This is a genomic window from Leptothoe sp. PORK10 BA2 (assembly GCF_034932105.1).
Taxonomy (GTDB): Bacteria; Cyanobacteriota; Cyanobacteriia; order Phormidesmidales; family Phormidesmidaceae; genus Leptothoe.
Map to the genome: position 1 here is coordinate 30691 of NZ_JAYGIG010000017.1, position 18639 is coordinate 49329.

16 protein-coding genes are annotated in these 18639 nt (G+C 53.4%); 12 read left to right on the forward strand and 4 right to left on the reverse strand.

All coding sequences use genetic code 11. From position 1 onward, the window contains the following. The first annotated feature begins 135 nt into the window (after positions 1-135). The 3 genes from hemF (at position 136) to psb29 (ending at position 2910) form a co-directional block, all read left to right on the forward strand. Positions 136-1173 carry an oxygen-dependent coproporphyrinogen oxidase gene (hemF, locus tag VB741_RS06995; RefSeq protein ID WP_323364439.1) on the forward strand — a complete coding sequence of 346 codons (1038 nt, stop codon included), beginning with the start codon at positions 136-138 and terminating at the stop codon, positions 1171-1173. Between the two features lie 417 nt (positions 1174-1590). Then, the gene (locus VB741_RS07000; protein WP_323364440.1) at positions 1591-1953 is read left to right on the forward strand and encodes an STAS domain-containing protein; all 363 of its coding nucleotides are present in this window, start codon (positions 1591-1593) and stop codon (positions 1951-1953) included. Between the two features lie 213 nt (positions 1954-2166). Further along, the gene (psb29, locus tag VB741_RS07005; RefSeq protein ID WP_323364441.1) at positions 2167-2910 is read left to right on the forward strand and encodes a photosystem II biogenesis protein Psp29; all 744 of its coding nucleotides are present in this window, start codon (positions 2167-2169) and stop codon (positions 2908-2910) included. A 63-nt stretch (positions 2911-2973) separates the two neighbouring features. Here the strand turns inward: psb29 and VB741_RS07010 are convergent, their stop codons facing one another. The 3 genes from VB741_RS07010 to VB741_RS07020 all read right to left on the reverse strand — a co-directional run bounded on the left by VB741_RS07010 (position 2974) and on the right by VB741_RS07020 (position 8253). Then, positions 2974-4485, reverse strand: coding sequence for a hypothetical protein (locus VB741_RS07010; protein WP_323364442.1), 1512 nt, complete (start codon positions 4483-4485; stop codon positions 2974-2976). A gap of 118 nt (positions 4486-4603) precedes the next feature. Continuing rightward, positions 4604-6343: a hypothetical protein gene (locus tag VB741_RS07015; protein WP_323364443.1), complete on the reverse strand. Its 1740-nt coding sequence runs from the start codon at positions 6341-6343 to the stop codon at positions 4604-4606. A gap of 152 nt (positions 6344-6495) precedes the next feature. Beyond that, positions 6496-8253: an ArnT family glycosyltransferase gene (locus VB741_RS07020; RefSeq protein ID WP_323364444.1), complete on the reverse strand. Its 1758-nt coding sequence runs from the start codon at positions 8251-8253 to the stop codon at positions 6496-6498. A gap of 184 nt (positions 8254-8437) precedes the next feature. Between VB741_RS07020 and VB741_RS07025 the strand changes: the two genes are divergently transcribed. Continuing rightward, positions 8438-10012: an ArnT family glycosyltransferase gene (locus VB741_RS07025; protein WP_323364445.1), complete on the forward strand. Its 1575-nt coding sequence runs from the start codon at positions 8438-8440 to the stop codon at positions 10010-10012. 405 nt (positions 10013-10417) lie between these two features. Then, positions 10418-10651 carry a DUF7219 family protein gene (locus VB741_RS07030; protein WP_442786315.1) on the forward strand — a complete coding sequence of 78 codons (234 nt, stop codon included), beginning with the start codon at positions 10418-10420 and terminating at the stop codon, positions 10649-10651. A 430-nt stretch (positions 10652-11081) separates the two neighbouring features. Here the strand turns inward: VB741_RS07030 and wecB are convergent, their stop codons facing one another. Continuing rightward, positions 11082-12203, reverse strand: coding sequence for a non-hydrolyzing UDP-N-acetylglucosamine 2-epimerase (gene wecB / locus VB741_RS07035; RefSeq protein ID WP_323364447.1), 1122 nt, complete (start codon positions 12201-12203; stop codon positions 11082-11084). A 235-nt stretch (positions 12204-12438) separates the two neighbouring features. Here wecB and VB741_RS07040 point away from each other — a divergent pair, with 235 nt between their 5' ends. From VB741_RS07040 to VB741_RS07070, 7 genes are all read left to right on the forward strand, one after another. Next, positions 12439-12903 (forward strand): CRR6 family NdhI maturation factor, encoded by a 465-nt coding sequence (locus VB741_RS07040; RefSeq protein WP_323364448.1) that lies wholly within the window; start codon positions 12439-12441, stop codon positions 12901-12903. Positions 12904-13066: 163 nt separating this feature from the next. Next, positions 13067-14239, forward strand: coding sequence for a F420-0:Gamma-glutamyl ligase (locus VB741_RS07045; protein WP_323364449.1), 1173 nt, complete (start codon positions 13067-13069; stop codon positions 14237-14239). A 34-nt stretch (positions 14240-14273) separates the two neighbouring features. Beyond that, the gene (locus VB741_RS07050; RefSeq protein WP_323364450.1) at positions 14274-15449 is read left to right on the forward strand and encodes an N-acetyltransferase; all 1176 of its coding nucleotides are present in this window, start codon (positions 14274-14276) and stop codon (positions 15447-15449) included. A 22-nt stretch (positions 15450-15471) separates the two neighbouring features. Next, positions 15472-15894, forward strand: a complete 423-nt coding sequence (gene ruvX / locus VB741_RS07055) for a Holliday junction resolvase RuvX (protein WP_323364451.1) — start codon at positions 15472-15474, stop codon at positions 15892-15894. Positions 15895-15978: 84 nt separating this feature from the next. Then, positions 15979-16554 (forward strand): DUF3727 domain-containing protein, encoded by a 576-nt coding sequence (locus VB741_RS07060; RefSeq protein WP_323364452.1) that lies wholly within the window; start codon positions 15979-15981, stop codon positions 16552-16554. Between the two features lie 142 nt (positions 16555-16696). Beyond that, positions 16697-17755: an endolytic transglycosylase MltG gene (gene mltG / locus VB741_RS07065; RefSeq protein ID WP_323364453.1), complete on the forward strand. Its 1059-nt coding sequence runs from the start codon at positions 16697-16699 to the stop codon at positions 17753-17755. A gap of 165 nt (positions 17756-17920) precedes the next feature. Next, positions 17921-18451 (forward strand): YqeG family HAD IIIA-type phosphatase, encoded by a 531-nt coding sequence (locus VB741_RS07070; protein WP_323364454.1) that lies wholly within the window; start codon positions 17921-17923, stop codon positions 18449-18451. Positions 18452-18639: the final 188 nt, after the last annotated feature.

Genomic DNA, 18639 nt, shown 5'->3' on the forward strand with positions numbered 1-18639 from the left:
GCTCTCTAACCGATTGATTTGGATAGGTTTTGGGATTGGTCTCTCCATTGGCGGCCCTCCATGGTGATGGAGCCAATGGGTATAGAGTCAGCAGTATCAACTCTTTTCAATTTTGTTTTTTAGCTCTGGATCGCCATGGTCACCGCTTCTACGCAGAATTCTACGCAGAAGGTTTCTACTCCATCTGCCCCTCCCAGTGATTCACGCGAGCGTGTGAGCCAAGGGTTTAAGGGGCTTCAGGATCGTATTTGTCAGAAGCTGGCTGAGGTGGATGGTGTCGGCCAGTTTATGGAAGATCAGTGGACCCGTCCCGATGGTGGTGGCGGTCGTTCACGAGTGATGAAGGAAGGTGGCGTCTTTGAACAGGGCGGCGTTAACTTTTCGGAGGTTTGGGGGGATCGTCTGCCTCCATCCATTTTGATGCAGCGTCCCGAAGCCGAAGGTCATGGCTTCTATGCGACGGGAACGTCCATGGTGCTGCATCCTCGGAGTCCTTATATTCCTACGGTTCATCTAAACTATCGCTACTTTGAGGCAGGCCCAGTTTGGTGGTTTGGGGGCGGTATTGACCTCACACCCTACTATGCTTTTGAGGAAGATGTGGCGCAGTTCCATCGCACTTTAAAAGGGGCGTGCGATCGCAATCACCCCGAATACTACAACACGTTTAAACATTGGTGCGACGAATACTTTTACCTCAAGCACCGCGAGGAAACCCGTGGTGTAGGTGGCGTCTTCTTCGATTATCAAGACGGTGCGGGTGAGCTATATCGCGGTCCAAACCCAGATGGACCTGCAGCCCAGCACAGTAAGCAGTTGGGCGAGCAACCCCAGCGCAGCTGGGAAGACCTATTCAAGTTTGCCATCGACTGTGGCGACGCCTTTTTGCCATCCTACGTACCCATCGTCGAAAAGCGTCGGGATACCAAATATGGAGAAGAGCAACGCAATTTCCAGCTCTACCGCCGCGGTCGCTATGTTGAATTTAATTTAGTTTACGACCGAGGCACTATCTTTGGCTTACAGACCAACGGTCGTACCGAGTCCATCTTAATGTCTTTACCCCCCATGGTGCGTTGGGAATATAGCTATTCACCTGAACCAGGAACTCCTGAAGCCAAGCTTTATGAAGTATTCCTTAAGCCCCAGGACTGGATTAACTGGCAAGCCTAAGACAGGGTCACATTCAATAAAGCATTCACCAATAAAGTATTCACCCCGGGTCAACATAGTTTGGCCCGGGGTGAACTACATAAGTCTTTACGAAGAAGCTCATAAATTGGGTCCGATAACATTGCATTAAACAACGTACGTAGATATCCTGAGTAAATTCGTTTGCCTATGTAGATATCCTGAGTAAATCCGTATTCCTATGCAGATGTGGTTAGCATGTTCATCTATAAACAGCCTAATCACTCAGTATTTCATCGGTAGGACAAGCAAAAGAAGATCAGCCATTTGTCGTAAGCACAAAACTTTTCATACCTTTCTAATGCAGTCAAGGGCATGATGGGTTATACGAACGTAAGTCCTGATTTGCGTTTCTTGAGACCAACAGCAACGACGTTAGATATCTAAGGACCAGTTACCATGGAGCAGAAAATTGTCACCCCACCAGACAGCCATCATAGTACCGCTGTTTTTTTGCCCCAGGGGAGGCTTGATATCACCACAGCTTGGCAGTTTCGGCTCAAGTTACAGGAATGTATTAGCAACACCACCCCCCACATCATCGTCAATCTGGGCAAGGTTAACTTTATCGATAGTTCAGGTTTGACCTCCTTAGTCGCAGGTATGCGGGATGCGGATAAAGCCCAGGGCAGCTTTAAGCTTTGCAACGTGCATCCAGAATCAAAACTGGTCTTTGAAGTCACCATGATGGATTCTGTATTTGCCATCTATGACAGCGAGGACGAAGCACTTCAAGCAGCCCCTGAACCCATGGCATTTTAGAGTCATCCTGGAAATATCGCAGCCAATTGCGATCGCAAGCCAGACCCATGGGACAAAATAATCGGTGCCATATTGTTAGATCGGCGACTGATTTTCGTTAAGGTGGTATAGGCATCCATCACAGAAACACGATTTAGCCTAGGGTCTAGGATTCTTGGCAAAAGATCGCTGTAAGTAGAATAATGATGTCTAGCATTTTATATATCCCCACCTGTGACTAACCTCCGTACGGTTTCCGACACCAAGCGAGCCTTCTACAACTACCACTCTCGCCCCATCAATTCTCTCTACCGGCGAGTGGTGGAAGAACTGATGGTGGAAATGCATTTACTGTCGGTCAATGCTGATTTTGTCCATAATCCCCTCTATGCCCTGGGCGTTGTGACCAGTTTTGATCGGTTTATGGTGGGGTATGAACCCGAGCCAGATAAGGAATCTATTTTTTCGGCTATTTGCCAGTCCGTAGGCAGCGACCCTCAGCATTACCGTCAGGAGGTTGACTCCCTCAAGGCCGACCTTTCAGGTCTATCGTTGAGCGACCTCAATACCCAGCTTAGCAATGCTAAAACCACTGGCGGTGATAGCCTGCAGGGCAAACTTCACCTGGTGGCCAATCAGGCCAGTGCTAAATACACCCGACTCATGGCTGTCGGTCTCTACACCCTGTTTGAAATCGTGGATACGTCATCCTTAGAGGATAAGGACAAGCGGGAGGAGTTGTTAAAGGCTGCGGCTGAGTTCTTAGCCCTACCGACGGAGAAAGTCGAGAAGGATCTGGACATGTACCGCAGCAACCTGGCCAAAATGGTCCAGGCCCAGGAAGTGATGAAAGACATTCTGGAAGCCGAGCGGAAGAAACGTGAGCAGCGGGCCCAAGCCAAAGCCGAAGCAACTGCCGCACCAGCTAAAACCACTGCCGACTCAGATGACTCTACCGATGGTGGATCGGAATCCTAACACCGCCTAGAACCTGGACATTGCTGATCCTAAATTCAATCGGCAATAGGCTTGGGCTCTGGGTCATTCAGAGGTCACCCAGTAGAGATAGTATTCTTCATCCTGCCAGGCCCTGGTAAAGGATGTGATCGGTTCAACGGTTAACCCTGGGGTCGGGGTTCTCAGCTCCTCGTTCAACACCATAAGAATTTTGGGGTGCTCCCCCAGGAGCTGTTGAACCTGTTGCAGAATCTCTGGTTCCCCTACTTCACGCCGCGTGCCTTTGAAAAATAAGGTGTAGCTGCCCATGGCCTGGCGTTCTGGGTAGTAGAATGGCCGATTAAAATATCCGCTCAGGGAGGCCATCTGGGCATCGCGACTGGCCACAATAAATTCATCCTGCAGATTCGCCTGGCGCATATAAGCCGCTGCCACCCGACTGGCCGAATAGGGGATAGTCAGGTCCATGGCAAAGAGAAAGACACCGCCGAGAAAATGGGCGGTCAAAATCAGGGCAAATACTCGATTAAACCAATCATGGTAAGGCAGCATCCCCTGATCCAGGGCAGGAACATAGCGGATGATGGCTGGGGATGGAGCGTAGTGGTGAGCCAGCCACAGGGCAGCAATCAGCACCAAATAAAAGTTGCCATAGTGGCGAATGGCGCTGGGCATAAACTTGGCGTAGGTAAAGGCTAAGATAACGCCGTTGCCCAGCAGGTAAAACACCAAAGCATAGGGCTTTTTAGCCAACTTTAGGATGACCAGTAGGCAAGAGCCTAAGGCAATCGCCCCGCAAACGGCAAGATCCAAGTAGCGGGCTCCATTGGGGATGATGATGTAGTAGCCACCAAACACCCGGCCAATGGCTTTGAGGCCCTGGCGGAGGTCGAAACAACTGGTATAGGCCCCCAGGGCCTGACTGGCCACATCGCTGGGGGGCAAGATGAAATAGAGAGCTAGGGCAAAGCCTGCCGTAATCAGGGCTGCACTGAAAATAATATCGAGCCAGTTACGCCGGAGTTTGGTTTCCCATGGCAGCTCTAGGGCGAGGGTCAGGGCTAGGGCAATCGCTATTAACAACGCATACACATTACTATTGGCCAGCAGTACCAGCAGCCCCGCCAAGGGCCAATAGGCCCGCTGCCGCTGGGGCCACAGGACACAGATCGCAAACAGCAACAGCATCGCTACAGCGTAGTTACGGGCGATCAACAAATGCTCATAAAATGGCAGATAGCCAAAGGTGATCAGCCACTTTTGCCATTGCTTGAACGGACTGTAGCGCCACAGCAGGAGCACCGACCCCATGGCCAATAGCCAGTGAAACACCTGCATGGCAATGGGATGGCCAAACAGGTGATAGAGCATCGCCACCAGCAGGTGCCACAAACCAGGATGGCCCCGGTCGTAGTGAATGTTCTCCACAAAAGCCGACCAGGATGGGCTATCCCGCGCAATCAGCCACACATTCATCTCATCCCGCCACATGCTGTGGTTGAGGCTGCCCATCAGCCCCAGAACAGCAACGATCATCACCGCGGCCCACGGCGATTTATACAGCGCGACTAGCCAGCGGGGCAAGGAAAACGTCATGGGTTACTAGACTCAGGAGCGCATTGATCATACTCCGAACTGCGATCGCTAATAGCGGCAGCTGAAATCCCCAATGGCACCCCCTAATGGCAAGGAACCGTGCCCCCTAGTCCCCCGCCTAATCACCGAGAACACAGTCCATCGGCACGAGCCAAAAGTTAGCCGTCTCCACTACGGCGCAGCGGTCGAGGTTGGTTTGCAGGACCCCAACTGTGCCCTGCTCCATCTGGTCAATGGCAGGCTGGAGCAGGGGCGATGAATAGTTATTGGACCAATATCGATGGTTAGCCAAGTAATCGGGGGTAAAGGCCGCCCGATGCACCAGCCAAAAATCCACCCCATAGGTATCCGCAAAGGTTTTCACCGTGGCCTTGTCAGCGGCATAGTGGGCGGCTAAGAGGTCCGTTGCCCGCTGCCGCATCTGCCGATAATAGCCCAGGTGAAACGGGGTGCCATACTCTGGAGCCATCAACACGGAGCGTTTGGCAAAGGTGGGAAGGTTGTCGGCTTCGTAGTCTAGGGACGCCACTAGGCTGGCCTGGGGCTGGGTTTGTAAATACTGATAAATCGGCCCCTCGTGGCCCGCCATATAGAGAGTTTTGGGAAAGTTCTTGAGCAGTAGGGGATAGTAAAACAACAGGGGCACTAAAATCAGCCCTGCCACCAGCCATTGCCTCAGGCGCCGCCGCTGCAGCCCCCCAGAGTCCAGCAGCGACACCCAAGCGATGGCCGCCAAAATAGGGACAGCCAACTGAATACAGTGGCTGGTGTAGCGGCCCGGCAGGTGCAGCCGAAAGGCCACACCATAGGCCAGAAAAAACCAAATCATGGCCGCCAGGGTCAGTTCGGCCAACACATACACAGTGGGCTGCACGGCATTAAGGCTGGGAAACCGGCGTCGCCGGAGTAGCATGGGCCATAAAAATAGGGCCGCCGCCAGGGTAATCGGCGTGAACAGGGTGCGCTTGAGGATGGCTCCATGGCCGCCGTACAGCATCAGCCAATAGCGCGATGGACCGGTCCTAAAAAAAGCATGGCGACCACTGGGCTGAAGTTCTGGAATGGTGTGGGCCTGGGCCAGAGTCACCACGGGGCCATAGTCATGGGACAGTAAATAGGTGGGCAAAATGCAAAGTAGGGTGAGGGTGAGGGCTGCGATCGCAACCCAACAGCGCCCCATCACCAACGCCCGCCAAGGGCAACGCCACAGCCCCGGCAGCTTTTGCCAATCCACCGCATGGACCCCATACAGCGTGGCCGCCACCAGGGCCACAGACGGATAAAACAGAGCCAACAGCCCCAGAAATAAGAGGCTAAGCCCCCACTGCCGCCGCACAAAATAAAACAGCAGCGGGATCACCAGAGGATAAATAAACGACCTGGGGGAGGCCGACACCAAATCATCCGTACACCACAGATGCTGACTCAGCATCACCGACGCCATCACCCCCGCCAGGGGCACCGGAAAAATCGCCAGGGTTAAACCGTAGTAATAGCCAGCCGCCACCATACCCAGCCCCGTCGGCAGCACCTTCGCCAGCCACTCTGGACTTAAGTGACCATAGCTAGCCAACCGGTAGAAAAACTTGTAGCCCACCGGGGCAATCGCCTGCAGATAATCCGCTATCAGATCGTTGGGAAAGGCGCTGGCATCTCGAAACCGCTCCATCCAAAACAGATAGTGACGAGCATCATCCTGGACCACATAGTCCCCGGAAAAGCCTTTTTGCATGGCCAGACAACCATAAAAAAAGGCAAACAGCAGACTCACCCCCAACCCAATGCCCCACTGGATCCGCCACTGGATATTCAATGGGCGATGGGAAATATCCTGGGGCATAAACAACCTAGCCAACATGGAGCAATCGCCTTAAACACAAGTGACCCTGGCCCATGATTTCGCCTTAATGTTGAGGCGAAACGTTGAGACGAAATCAGAGGCTATAGCAGTATTTCATTGAGGTCATCCCCAAATTCTTAAACTTTTACAGAGTAGTCACCCAAACGTTGTTACTCAGGCAGAATTTTCACCAAATGGGTCTGCTGAATCTGCCCTAAAACCTGATGGGATTTGGGCAAGCTAGACAGCTCGCCCGCCTCAATCCAAAGATAGTCCTGGGGGGCAACGCTCTCTAAATTGGACAACTTTTGCCCCGGGTTGGGGGTATAAAACCTGAGTAATGTACTGCGTTTGCTATTGAGACCGGGGGAAAAATCTACCACCTCGGTCTGCAATATGGGTTGAATATCCTGACGAATTAACAGAGCTTTCATCTCAGGATTAATATTGCCAAGTTCAGCGGTCCCCCAAGCCACCACCAAACTCAACCAATGCCCCAACAGCAAACATATCAGCCAAACCATTAAACGGCCCTGCTGTGGCTGCCCTTTGAACCATCCCTTAAACCACAGCAAACCAGCTACCAACCAGGCTAAACCCAGGGCAATGGCAATGGGGACGTAGGGGCGAATATCGGAGGTACTCGGCAAAACCTGGGTGGCCATGGCCAAGCCAGCCGCCACCAACAGCACAAGGCCCAGCACCAACAGCAAACCATTGACCAGCCCCAGCAATCGTTTGAGGGTGACAGGGAGCCCAGACCTGGGCCCAGCCTCAGCCCCAAAACTAACCTCAGGGTGAACTAACCGATCCATGGCATACCCCGCCAATAGGGCCAAGAAAGGATAGGTCGGAATGGCGTAGTGGGGCAGCTTAGTGGAGGCAAAACTCAGCAAGCCCAAATAGAACACAGGATAGAACAGTAGCAAGGAAACTTGAGGCCGGCCTAGATAACTAACTTTAGAGCCAGCTTCGGAACTAACTTTGACCGTTGACCGCCGCACCAACGGTACCAGCAACAAAACCACAGCTGCCAGGGCGAAAAACACCCAAGGAAAATCATTCACCCCTAGGTTGAACAGGTAAAACAGGGGAGATTTAGCCCGATCGGTGGTCAGCCCTTGACTTACCGGAAAATTGATCAGGGCATTGATCACCGCCATGTCATAGCGTCGCCAACACAGCCAAAGCCAAATGGCTGTGGGCAGCAGCCCCACCAGCCCCCCGAGGTAAAAACTCCACTGTTTCAAGTGGTGCCGTCCAGACAGGAGCAAATAGGGCAGTAGACAGGCCAGGGGTACCGCAGCCAAAGCACTGCGGAAAAGAACCGTCAGGCCCAGGGTGGCCCCGGCACCAAACCAAAGCCAGCGGTAGTAGGCAGGTAGGCGGGATAGCGAGCGAGATGATGGCTGGGCATCGGCCCCCAGTAGCAGCCATACCGCCAGCAAAATTAGCCCCGTAAACACCACATCGGGCGTGGCCAAACGGCTGTACTGCAACCATAGAGGAGCCACCCCCAGAGACATTGCCCCCAGCAGGGCCGCCGTCGGCGTCAGTAAACGGCGACCAATAGCATAGGTGAGCCAGATACAGCCTATGCTGGCCAACACACTGGGCAGCCGCACGGCCACCTCGTGGCGACCCAAAAGTTGGATAAACAGGGCCACCAGCCAATAGGGGCCAGGGGTTTTATGTTGGGGCGTCTCCCAGGGATGAATCCAGTCTCCGGTGTCCACAATCACCCTGGCACGGCGGGCATAGAGGCCTTCGTCGTGGGCCATGAGGCTCTGATGATCGAGGTCAAAAAAGTCCACCAGCAGCAGGGGCACCATCCACAGCAACAGTATTAGCCAGTGCCATCGCCGTGCCAGGACCACGGATTGGAGGCGTTGAGTGAGCCGGTCAGGCCCCAATTGCCAGGGGGTCATGGGGGGGAGGAATTATGATAGGGCTTAGATCGCAAGCGGCTGCATACATTTAGCCGCCCATGCCGTCCATAGCCGTTATTATTTAACGGTTTTAGCCCTCACCAACGGTGTGAACTATGGACGCAAAGCTATATTTTGCCATTGTCTTGGTGCTCAGGTGAAAAAATCCTTGCTGTCAAAGCTCTTGTCAAACCGTCCTGCCCCGCCGATTAGCGCCATTAGTACTGGGGTGGTGGATGGCCTATGGCTGCTGTTGGCCACGGGGTGCTTATACCTGTGGCGGCTCGGCACGCTGCCCCTGCGGGACTGGGATGAAGGCACCATCGCCTCGGTGGCCAAGGCCATGGCCGCTAGCGGCGACTGGATTTATCCCACCCTTTACGGGGGGCCATACTTGAATAAACCGCCCCTTGTGGAATGGTTAATCGCGACGGGCTACCTAGGTCCAGGAGGTGTTTCAGCCTGGACATCTCGTCTGCTACCAGCGATGATCAGTGCCCTGGCAGTACCGCTGCTGTACTGGGTGGGCCGCGAGGTCTTTGACCAACGGCGACCGGCCCTGCTATCGACGGGGGTGTTTTTAACGCTGCTGCCGGTAGTGCGCCACAGTCGACTAGCCATGAGGGATGGGGTGGCGGTGACGCTATTTTTGCTGGTGCTGCTGTGGGGCCTGAAGGCTAGAAAGCAGCGTCGGTATGCCCTGGGTCTGGGTATTAGCTTGGGGTTAATTGCCCTTACCAAGGGAATTTTAGTGCTTTTGTTGGGGCTGATTGCGCTGGTTTTCTTTGGGGTTCAAGCGTTAACCGCTAGGGAAACCTCCAGCAGCTTATTACGTAACCCCTATTTTTGGCTGGGGCTGGCCCTGGGCAGTGTGCCAGTGGTGCTGTGGTACGGGGCCCAACTGGTGCGCTATGGGGATGTGTACTGGCAGGGGCACTTTGTGGCCCAGTCCTTTGATCGGGTGACGTCGGCCATTGAAGATCACCGGCATCCCCCCTGGTATTACCTGATGGAGCTGCTGAAATATAGCTGGCCCTGGCTCATATTTTGGCCTGGTGGTGTAGTGCTGGCCTGGCAACAGCGACATCGGCCCTGGGGACAGCTGGTGCTTGTGGGCACGGGCTTGTATCTGGGGGCCATTTCCCTGATGGGGACCAAGCTGCCGTGGTACATCATGCCGCTATATCCATTTGTGGCCTTGGCCATTGGGGGCTATTTGCACCAGGTTTGGCACCAGCCACCCCGCTGGGCCGTGGGCCTGCTCACATTGATTGCGGTGGGGGCGTTGGGTGGGGGCACCTATTTGGGCATAGTAGACCATCAACCTACCCTGGTTGCCATTGGCATTGTGTTGGGGCTGAGTGTGGGTTGGGCTGGCTGGCGGCTGTGGCAGCGTCAGTCCCGTTGGTGTCTCACCCTCATGATGGGACTGTACCTAACGCTGTTTCTGCTCATGGGATCGGACGTTTGGCTATGGGAACTGAATGAGGCCTATAGGGTAAATCCGGTGGCGGCATTGATCAATCAAACAGTGCCGGCTGACGCTGAGGTGGTGACGACGTTTAGCTATGGGCGACCTAGTCTGAATTTTTATTGCGATCGCAATATCCCCCCCCTCTCCGGCCAACCCCTCCTCGACCGCTGGCAAGAACCCAATCTGTATGTCTTAGCCGAAGCCCACCACCTAGCAAACTTGCCCCTACACCGTGAAATCGGTCGAGCTGAAGGTATGGTCTTAATTCAGACACTTGCTGAGTGAAATATGGCTAGACGCCCATAATTAATCTCAATTTAATCTCAATGCTGATCGCTAGAACCCTTAAGGTACAAAAGCTATGGGCGCAGCAAACGGCTGAATGTTTTCAGCCGTTTGCGATCCAAGTAACAGACCTCCAGTGCTCGGCACAGGTCCAGAGCAAGAATAGGTCAGACTCCCCTCAATCGGACAATACAGCACATGCCTGAATGAGTAAGACCAGCTGGTTAAAATACGATAATGAAGCTTAATCGAAGGACACTGCTATGATCGCAAAAACAGCGATCGCAACATCTGGATCTTAACCAAGCTCCATCTACTCAATAGTTCCATCTACTCAATAGTTCCATTAATCCAGAGGACTCTCCATTGGCTGACGACCCTCAGAAACAAAAAGAAAATTTCATCATGCCCCGTGCTCCCTATCACGGCGAATTTACACCTGAGCGCATGGTGTTTAATTCCAATTTGCAAGAATTTGCCAATCGAGTTTCACTGATTTGCAACCTTGAAACAGGCGGAAAAATTTCCTCGGAAGATGCCTATGGGAAAATTAAGGAGCTGTGGAAATCCCTGAAATCCTCAAAAAAGAGCTTGTTAGATCAATCCAGGAATCAGGGAGAAGGACCCAAAAAGTCCTGACCTACGCTACGCCTTCCTGACTAAAGTGCGCCCGCACTGCTTGAACTATGGCCATCATGCGTCCTGATTAAAGTGCGCCCGCAACGCTTGAACTATGGCCATTATGCGTCCTGATTAAAGTGCGCCCGCAACGCTTGAACTATGGCCATCACCCGTCCCGACTAAAGTGCGCCCGCAACGATTGAACTATGGCCATCACCCGTCCCGACTAAAGTGCGCCCACACGGCTCGAACTATGGCCGTCACCCGTCCTGACTAAAATGCACCCGCACTGCTTGAACTATGGCCATCACACGTCTCGACTAAAGTGCGCCCGCAACGCTTGAACTATGGCCGTCATGCGTCCTGACTAAAATGCGCCCGCACTGCTTGAACTATAGCTATCACACGTCCTGACTAAAGTGCGCCCGCAACGCTTGAATTATTGCCATCACACGTCCCGACTAAAGTGCGCCCGCACTGCTTGAACAATGCGCTCTGAGGCCTTCCCATCCCCAAAAGGGTTGATGGCTCGGGCCATGGCATTGTAGGCTGCCGGATCACTCAGGAGTTTGGCCGCTTCCGCGGTAATCACGGCCGGATCCGTACCTACCAGCTTGGCCGTACCCGCGTCTACCGCCTCTGGCCGCTCCGTCGTTTCCCTTAGCACCAGCACCGGCTTACCCAAACCAGGGGCCTCCTCCTGCAAGCCACCCGAATCCGTCAGTAGCAAATAGCAGCGTCCCATGGCCCCCACCAGCTGGCTATAGTCGAGGGGCTCTACCAAAAATGTCCGAGGGTGAGATTCTAGAGCCGCCTTTAAGGGTTCTCGCACGGTGGGGTTACGATGCAGCGGCAGCAATAGGGCCACATCCTCAAACTTATCTAACACCTGCAAAAATCCCTGGGCAATCCCCTGTAGCGGCTCCCCCCAGTTCTCCCGACGATGTACCGTCGATAAAATCACCCGGTGCTGATCCCAGTCCAGCCCCGGCACATCACAGACCGGAACCTTAGACGCCACAGTCTGCAAAGCATCGATCACCGTATTACCAGTTTTCAGCACCGTCCCACTCACCCCAGAAGCCGCCAGATTTGCCACTGACTGATCGGTGGGGGGAAAATGCAGAGTAGTAATTTGAGACACCAACCGCCGGTTCGCCTCTTCAGGAAACGGATCCAAAATATTGTCCGTGCGCAGTCCAGCCTCCACATGACCCACGGGAATTTTTTGGTAAAACGCAGCGAGGGCAGCGGCAAAGGCGGTGGTGGTATCCCCTTGGACCAGCACAATGTGCGGCTCTAGCTCAGCAAACAGGGTCTGGAGACCCTGCAAACTGCGGCAGGTAATATCCGAGAGAGTCTGCTGGGGCTGCATGATATTTAAATCACGATCAGCCTTTATTTCGAACAGCTGCATCACCTGATCCACCATCTCCCGATGTTGTCCCGTGAGCACGACCTGAGTGTCAAAGCCAGGTGTTTTCTGAAACTGTTTAATCACCGGAGCCAGTTTAATCGCCTCGGGGCGTGTCCCCAGGGTGATGCATACACGAATAGGAGATGGAGTCATGGAAAATTAAAACCGATGGATAGAACGGATAGGTATGGAAAATGAATATAACGAATGAATGCGGTCAATCGTGACCTGGGGGCTGGAAACAGGAACTCTTTCCCCAGTGCCTCCGTACAGGTGCCTCCCTAAAGATGTCCCCAGGCAAATGCCCTAGAAAAACGCCCCGGACAAAATACCCCTAGTAAAGTCTTCCACAGCAAGGCACACTGTTAGTCTGTTTCATCTGCTTGCAATGTCTCAATCCATTGTTGTCAGTGCTACACACCTCCAGACCCTGGACCTAGCGGTAGCCCACACCGTCCTGAGTCAAGTTGACTGGCACCAGACCGACCTTAAACTCAGGTTTGAAATCGACTACCCCCGCGATGCCAACGATCCTCGGGAACTGTCTGAAGTGCCTGAGGTGCGACTGTGGTTTCTGCGTCTGGATAGCCATTATCCTTGGCTACCGCTCTTTTTAGAGGTGGAATCCGGTGATTTAGGTCGCTATGCAGCTATGTTGGTGCCCCACCAGTTCAGCCCCCTAGATGGCATTCGCTACAACCCCGAGGCCCTAGAAATATTTGTCATGGGTAAGGTGTTTACCATTGCCCAATGGCTAAAGGATAAACAAATTGATGGAATTGAAAAACTGAAGCTGATGGTGCGCACCCTGGGCTACGAACTAGACAATAGCCTGTTTGAGCTGTTGAGCTAAACCGATGGAGCTTTATTAGTTAAGCGTTTGGGCTGAACCAATCCCCGATTGATTGCTTCGGACCCGAGAGTACGATACAAATCTTACGGATGTGTCAATAAACGGGTGTTGTTGATCTCCACCGATACACGATCCATTTACATGGCAAAGGAGTACCCCTTTAATGGCAGGGATTTTGGGCACGCTGGTGATTCTACTGATAGTGCTGGTGCTATTGGTTTGGCTACTGATTGAACGGCAGTATCAGGGTCGTCCAGGCAATCGGCTGGAGCTGGAGTCTGGCAAGTGGACCATTACCACCCGAGAGCCTCAGCACTATGTGATTGAAGGGGAGCCCGCCCTGGTCAACCTCACCCGCACCTTGGAAATTATGGTGCCGGAAATTTCGGTGGAAGCTAAGCTGCTGTCGGGAGCCAGCCTGGAAGACATTAAGGTCACCACCCACCTGGTGTCTAACCACAAGGATGCTCCGGCTAGAGCCGATAACTACTGGTTTGCCTATATTGTCAAAACGGCTAAATCTACGGGCCTTAAGGTGACGGTGGATATTCAAGGCCCCGACTTGTCTGATCTCAAAGCCCTATGGGTAAAGGTTCATTACCTGAGCTATGGCCCGGAAGGTCGTATTCCCAAGCAGGGCAATGTGGTGGTACCGCTCAAATTTCCTGACCCCAACGCCCCCAAAAATTGGCGTTCCACCCCCAGGGCCGAAGTGCTACCTATTCCCACCCATTTGCTGGGCCCCCTGGACAGCCCCATCGACACAGTGAAGCGCTACGTGGAACCCTATGCCAAGCCAGGGGATATTGTCACCATTGGCGAAACTCCCGTGGCCATTATGCAGGGGCGCTGGCGACACCCGAGCGACATCAAACCGGGCTGGGTGGCTAAGCGCATTTGCTATTTCTTTATGCCCACATCCAGTTTGGCAACGGCCTGCGGCATGCAGACCCTGGTGGACTTGGTGGGTCCGGTGCGGGTGGTTTATGCCTTTGTGGTGGGTGCGATCGCAAAGAAATTCTTCGGTCGGCCCGGCATGTTCTATGAACTAGCGGGCGATCAGGCCCGTTTGATTGACGATGTCACGGGGACATTACCCCCCTATGACCAGTTCATCGTCCTGGGCCCCCAAAACCCTGAGCAAATTGTCCGAGACATTTACGATGCCACTGGCCTGAAAGCCGCCATTGTCGACGTCAATGATTTGAAAGCGGTTAAGATATTAGCAGCCACACCGGGCGCCGACTTAGACTTAATTACCAGTGCTCTCCTGGACAATCCAGCGGGCAATGCCGATGAACAGACCCCAGTGGTCCTGATTCATCCAAAATCCTAAGGATTCTCATGTATTTCAGTCCTATTGCGGTCCTATGACACCCGTTCCCCCCTCCGAACCCATTGCGATTCGTCCCGTACATTTTCGCGATTCAGACAAGCTGATGCCTGACGGGGCCTCAGAGGTGGTGACCTGCGGTGCATTTACCAAGCATCAGCCGTTGCCAGAGGCGGGGCGCAGCTTCGGGCTATCGTCCTTAGAGCGGCTATCGCGGTTAGTCAATCCGCTCCAGCCCAAGGGCATTACCTTTGCGGCGGGACGCAAGCACAGCACCCAGGGCGTCATTCAGGTTTCCCCCTTTAACTCCACCCGCAGCACCTGGCGCGTTGACCGGGTTATGGTGAACGCAGTCGCCGAGCAGAATCTGTCCCTTAACCTAGACTTGGGTAGCCTGCTGCTGCGCCACTGCTTTGAAAACATTGTCGAAGCCCATACGTGGATCAGTGAAACCAGCATCCACGACAAGTTTGGCTTGGCCCTATATCGCCAAAATGGCTTCCAGCCCTTGGCCTATGTCACCTACTGGTCCATCGCCGCTGACGAAATCGTCAGCCTAGCGGAACACGAACCCGATTTACCCAACCTATTGCCGGTCAGTAATGCTGACGCCCAGCTGATCTATCACTTAGAAACAGCATCGATGCCGCCGCAGCTGCGGCAGGTATTCGATCACCAGATCCAGGATTTTCGCCATCGCCCCATGGCCCATGTGCGCTCCCAGGCCCGCCGCTGGTTAGGCCAGCCAGAATCAGTCTCGGCCTATGTGTTTGAGCCCCAGCGCAAAGTGGCCATCGGCTACTTTAGCCTCCGCTTGGCCCAGGCAGCCGACCAATCTAACCGGGCAAAGCTGACGGTACATCCGGCCTATACCTGGCTATATCCGGAGCTGATGACCCAAATGGCCCAGGTGATCAGCGGTTCCCCCAACCAGTCCCTACAGCTGGCTTCCCTGGACTATCAACCCGAGCGAGAGAGCTATCTGCGGGAAATTAATGCCACCGAAGTGGAACATACCGTGATGATGTCCCGCTCCGTATGGCACAAAGTGCGTGAGACCAAGGCTGTATCCATGGAAGGACTGCAGGATGTGTTGCAGGGGCTGCAGCCCTCCTCCGGCAAAGCTATTCCCAGTCGGTTCTTTTGGGATGCCACTAACCCTGGCTTAAGACATCCGACTCGGGATGATTCCTCGAGTGGAACGGCGGGTTAAAACCGGGTTAAAACAACGAACGATGATTTCTGTCCTGGGTTTAGACATTGGCAGTAAGCGCATTGGTGTGGCAGGATGCGATCGCACCGGTCTAATTGCTACCGGCCTCACCACCATTGACAATAAATCCTTCGTCTACGTCACTGAGCAACTAAGCCAAATAGCGCGCCAACGAGAGGCCACCTTACTGGTGGTGGGCTTGCCCTATACCATGGACGGCAGCCTAGGCAATCAGGCCCGGCGGGTCCAAAAGTTTACAAAGCGATTGGCCCAGGCCCTAAGCCTGCCAGTCACCTATGTGGATGAGCGGCTGACATCCCTAGAAGCAAAACAGCAACTTCAGGCCGAACGTCGCCCCATCGACAAAGATAAGGGACTAATTGACCGGCGAGCGGCTGCTATTATTTTGCAACAGTGGTTAGATCTAGATCGCTCTCGGGCTTGACTATCCCCCCTAGCGTTTGCCAAACCTCTGCAGGGCCTGCACCCCCTCAAATCTTCCGGGCATCTGCCCCGTGACATACAACGAATGCCGAATCTAAACCAAAACCAAAACTCCGATCAGTCCCCTGACTTTCAAGCCGGCCAATCCATCGTCACCCTAACCGATGACCTGGGTTATTCTTTGCCCTGCTATGTCGAAAAAGCCATCACCCTGACCGACTCAGGACTGGAGTATCTGCTGCTACTCCCCGTCTCTGCCCCGATTGAAATCTTTAGCTGGCAGGACGACGATGATACCCTAGCAGACATTGAAGATGAGGAAATAGATCCGCTATTTCCCAGTGCTCGGGCGGTTTTAGCAGAATTAGACTTGACCTTACACCGTAGTGCTTATACGCTTACAGCCGTAGGTAATATCCCTGAGGCTGAAGACGATAGTTGTTTTGCCCTAGAGGTAGATGACGAAGGAGGCACCGACAATTTTCAAATGCTGGCGCAGTTTTACTATCGCGAACAGCGCTACGTTGCCTGCACCCCCCTAGAGCCCCTACTGTTTTTTGCCTATCGGACTGAGGCTGACCAGGTAGCCCTCCTGTCCCCTGAAGAGTTCGAGCGACTGCAACCTGAAATTGAAGATCAGCTGTTTGAGGGGTTAGATTAATTCCGAAGCTGAATTCTGCATGGGGGCCAGGTGATCGCTCAACCGAATCGACAACCCACCGTAGCTGAGCTATCCAGCCCTAAAACAGCTAGGCTACTCAACGCTAAAACCGGTCCCCATCCAAGGTTTGCCTAAACGAATTATGAGTTGGTTCAAGCGAGTATTTTATATTGGCATTTTTCCAGTGGCCTTAGGGGTGGCAGCTTGGCAAGGTTGGTCCTGGTGGAGCTGGGCCAAACGGCCCGTATTGGCTAGCGATGTGGCCCAGCCAGTGACAATTCAAATTCCCACGGGGACTGCGGCCCAACAAATTGGTCAAGACTTAGAGGCCGCCGGATTGATCCGCTCCACCACAGCCTGGAAAGTGTGGAATCGGCTCCAGGGATTTAAAAACCGAGAGGGGGGCCTCCAAGCTGGCACCTATTCCCTATCGCCCACCCAAACCCTCCCAGAAATTGCTGACCAAATCTGGACTGGGGAAGTCGTTCAAACCAGTTTTACCATTCCTGAAGGGTGGAATCGCTCCCAGATGGCGGAGGCCCTCGAAGCTCAGGGGTTAGTCAACGCCGAGGAGTTCCTCAGCGCCACCGAGACCATTCCCTATGACCAGTTTCCATGGTTGCCCCAGGGGTTGCCACACCTGGAAGGCTTTCTCTATCCAGATACCTATTCAATCCCCAGCGAGCAAATTGATGCCGACGGGATTGTGGATGTGATGCTGCTGCGGTTTGAGCAGGTGGCCCTACCGGCCTACCAGCAAACCACCAGTCCCTACTCCTTGCTAGAGTGGGTCAACTTAGCCAGCATCGTTGAGAAAGAATCGGTGGTGGCCGAAGAGCGAGATACCATTGCCGGTGTATTTGCTCGCCGCCTCCGGGAAGGCATTAGCCTAGGCTCAGATCCCACGGTGGAATATGGCCTGGGGGTGACCCAAACTCCAGAAAATCCCCTGACCTTAGCCCAGGTCAATACCCCCAACCCTTACAATACTTACCGTAACTTGGGACTCCCCCCCACACCCATCGCCAGCCCCGGCATTGCCAGTTTAGAAGCCTCTTTAAACCCGCCGGATACTGAGTTCCTCTACTTTGTCGCCCGCTATGATGGCACCCATGTGTTTAGCCGTTCCCTGGCTGAGCATGAAAATGCCCAAAACCAGATTCGCGATCGCATTGATGCTGAACTCGGGGATGATTTGTAAAACAGCTTTAAGCTATGGGAAACATGGGAAATAATAATTTGGTTGATGGCGGCTTTCCCATGGCTCAACCCAGCCAACCATAAGCTACTGACTATCCACTGAATGGTGGGCTATGTTCACTCTCCAACCTTATTGCCTGGTGGGCTGTGCTCACTTTCCAACCTTATGACATCTTGGGGCCGACTTTTACAACCTGACCTTGCTCTGGGGGGATCTATCTTAAGACTCACTCCGGAGCTGATTGCCCAACACCAGCTAAAGGGGCTGATTCTAGATGTGGATGAAACCCTGGTGTCCTTTAAGCAAAGCCAGCCCCTGGAAGATGTGTGCCAGTGGCTGCAGCAAATTCAAGCCCTGATTCCAGTCGTACTAGTCAGCAATAACCTCAGCTATAGCCGCATCAGTCGCATTGCCAACACCCTGGGGGTAGCGTCCTATTACATCGCTGCGGGTAAACCCTCCCGCCGTAAATTAAAGGAAGCGGTGGATGATATGCAGCTGCCCCACCATGAAATTGCCATGGTGGGCGATCGGCTATTTACCGATGTTTTAGGGGGTAATCGCCTGGGCCTATTTACGGTTCTAGTGGAGCCCATGGGCTCCACCAAGGGCTCCCATTCCCCTAAGGAATGCCTACGCAATGCTGAAATTTGGCTCTCAAAACGTCTGGGGGTGGTTTTGACCACCACAGACTAGGAGCCACAATAAAAATCTAAAAAAAGATTATGCCCACAAACTAGGGGCCACAATAAAAACCTAAAAAAAGATTATGCCCACAAACTAGGGGCCACAATAAAAATCTAAAAAAAGATTATGCCCACAGACTAGGGGCCAAAATGAAATCTAAAAAAAAGATTACGCCACCCCAGATCAGGATGATTTTA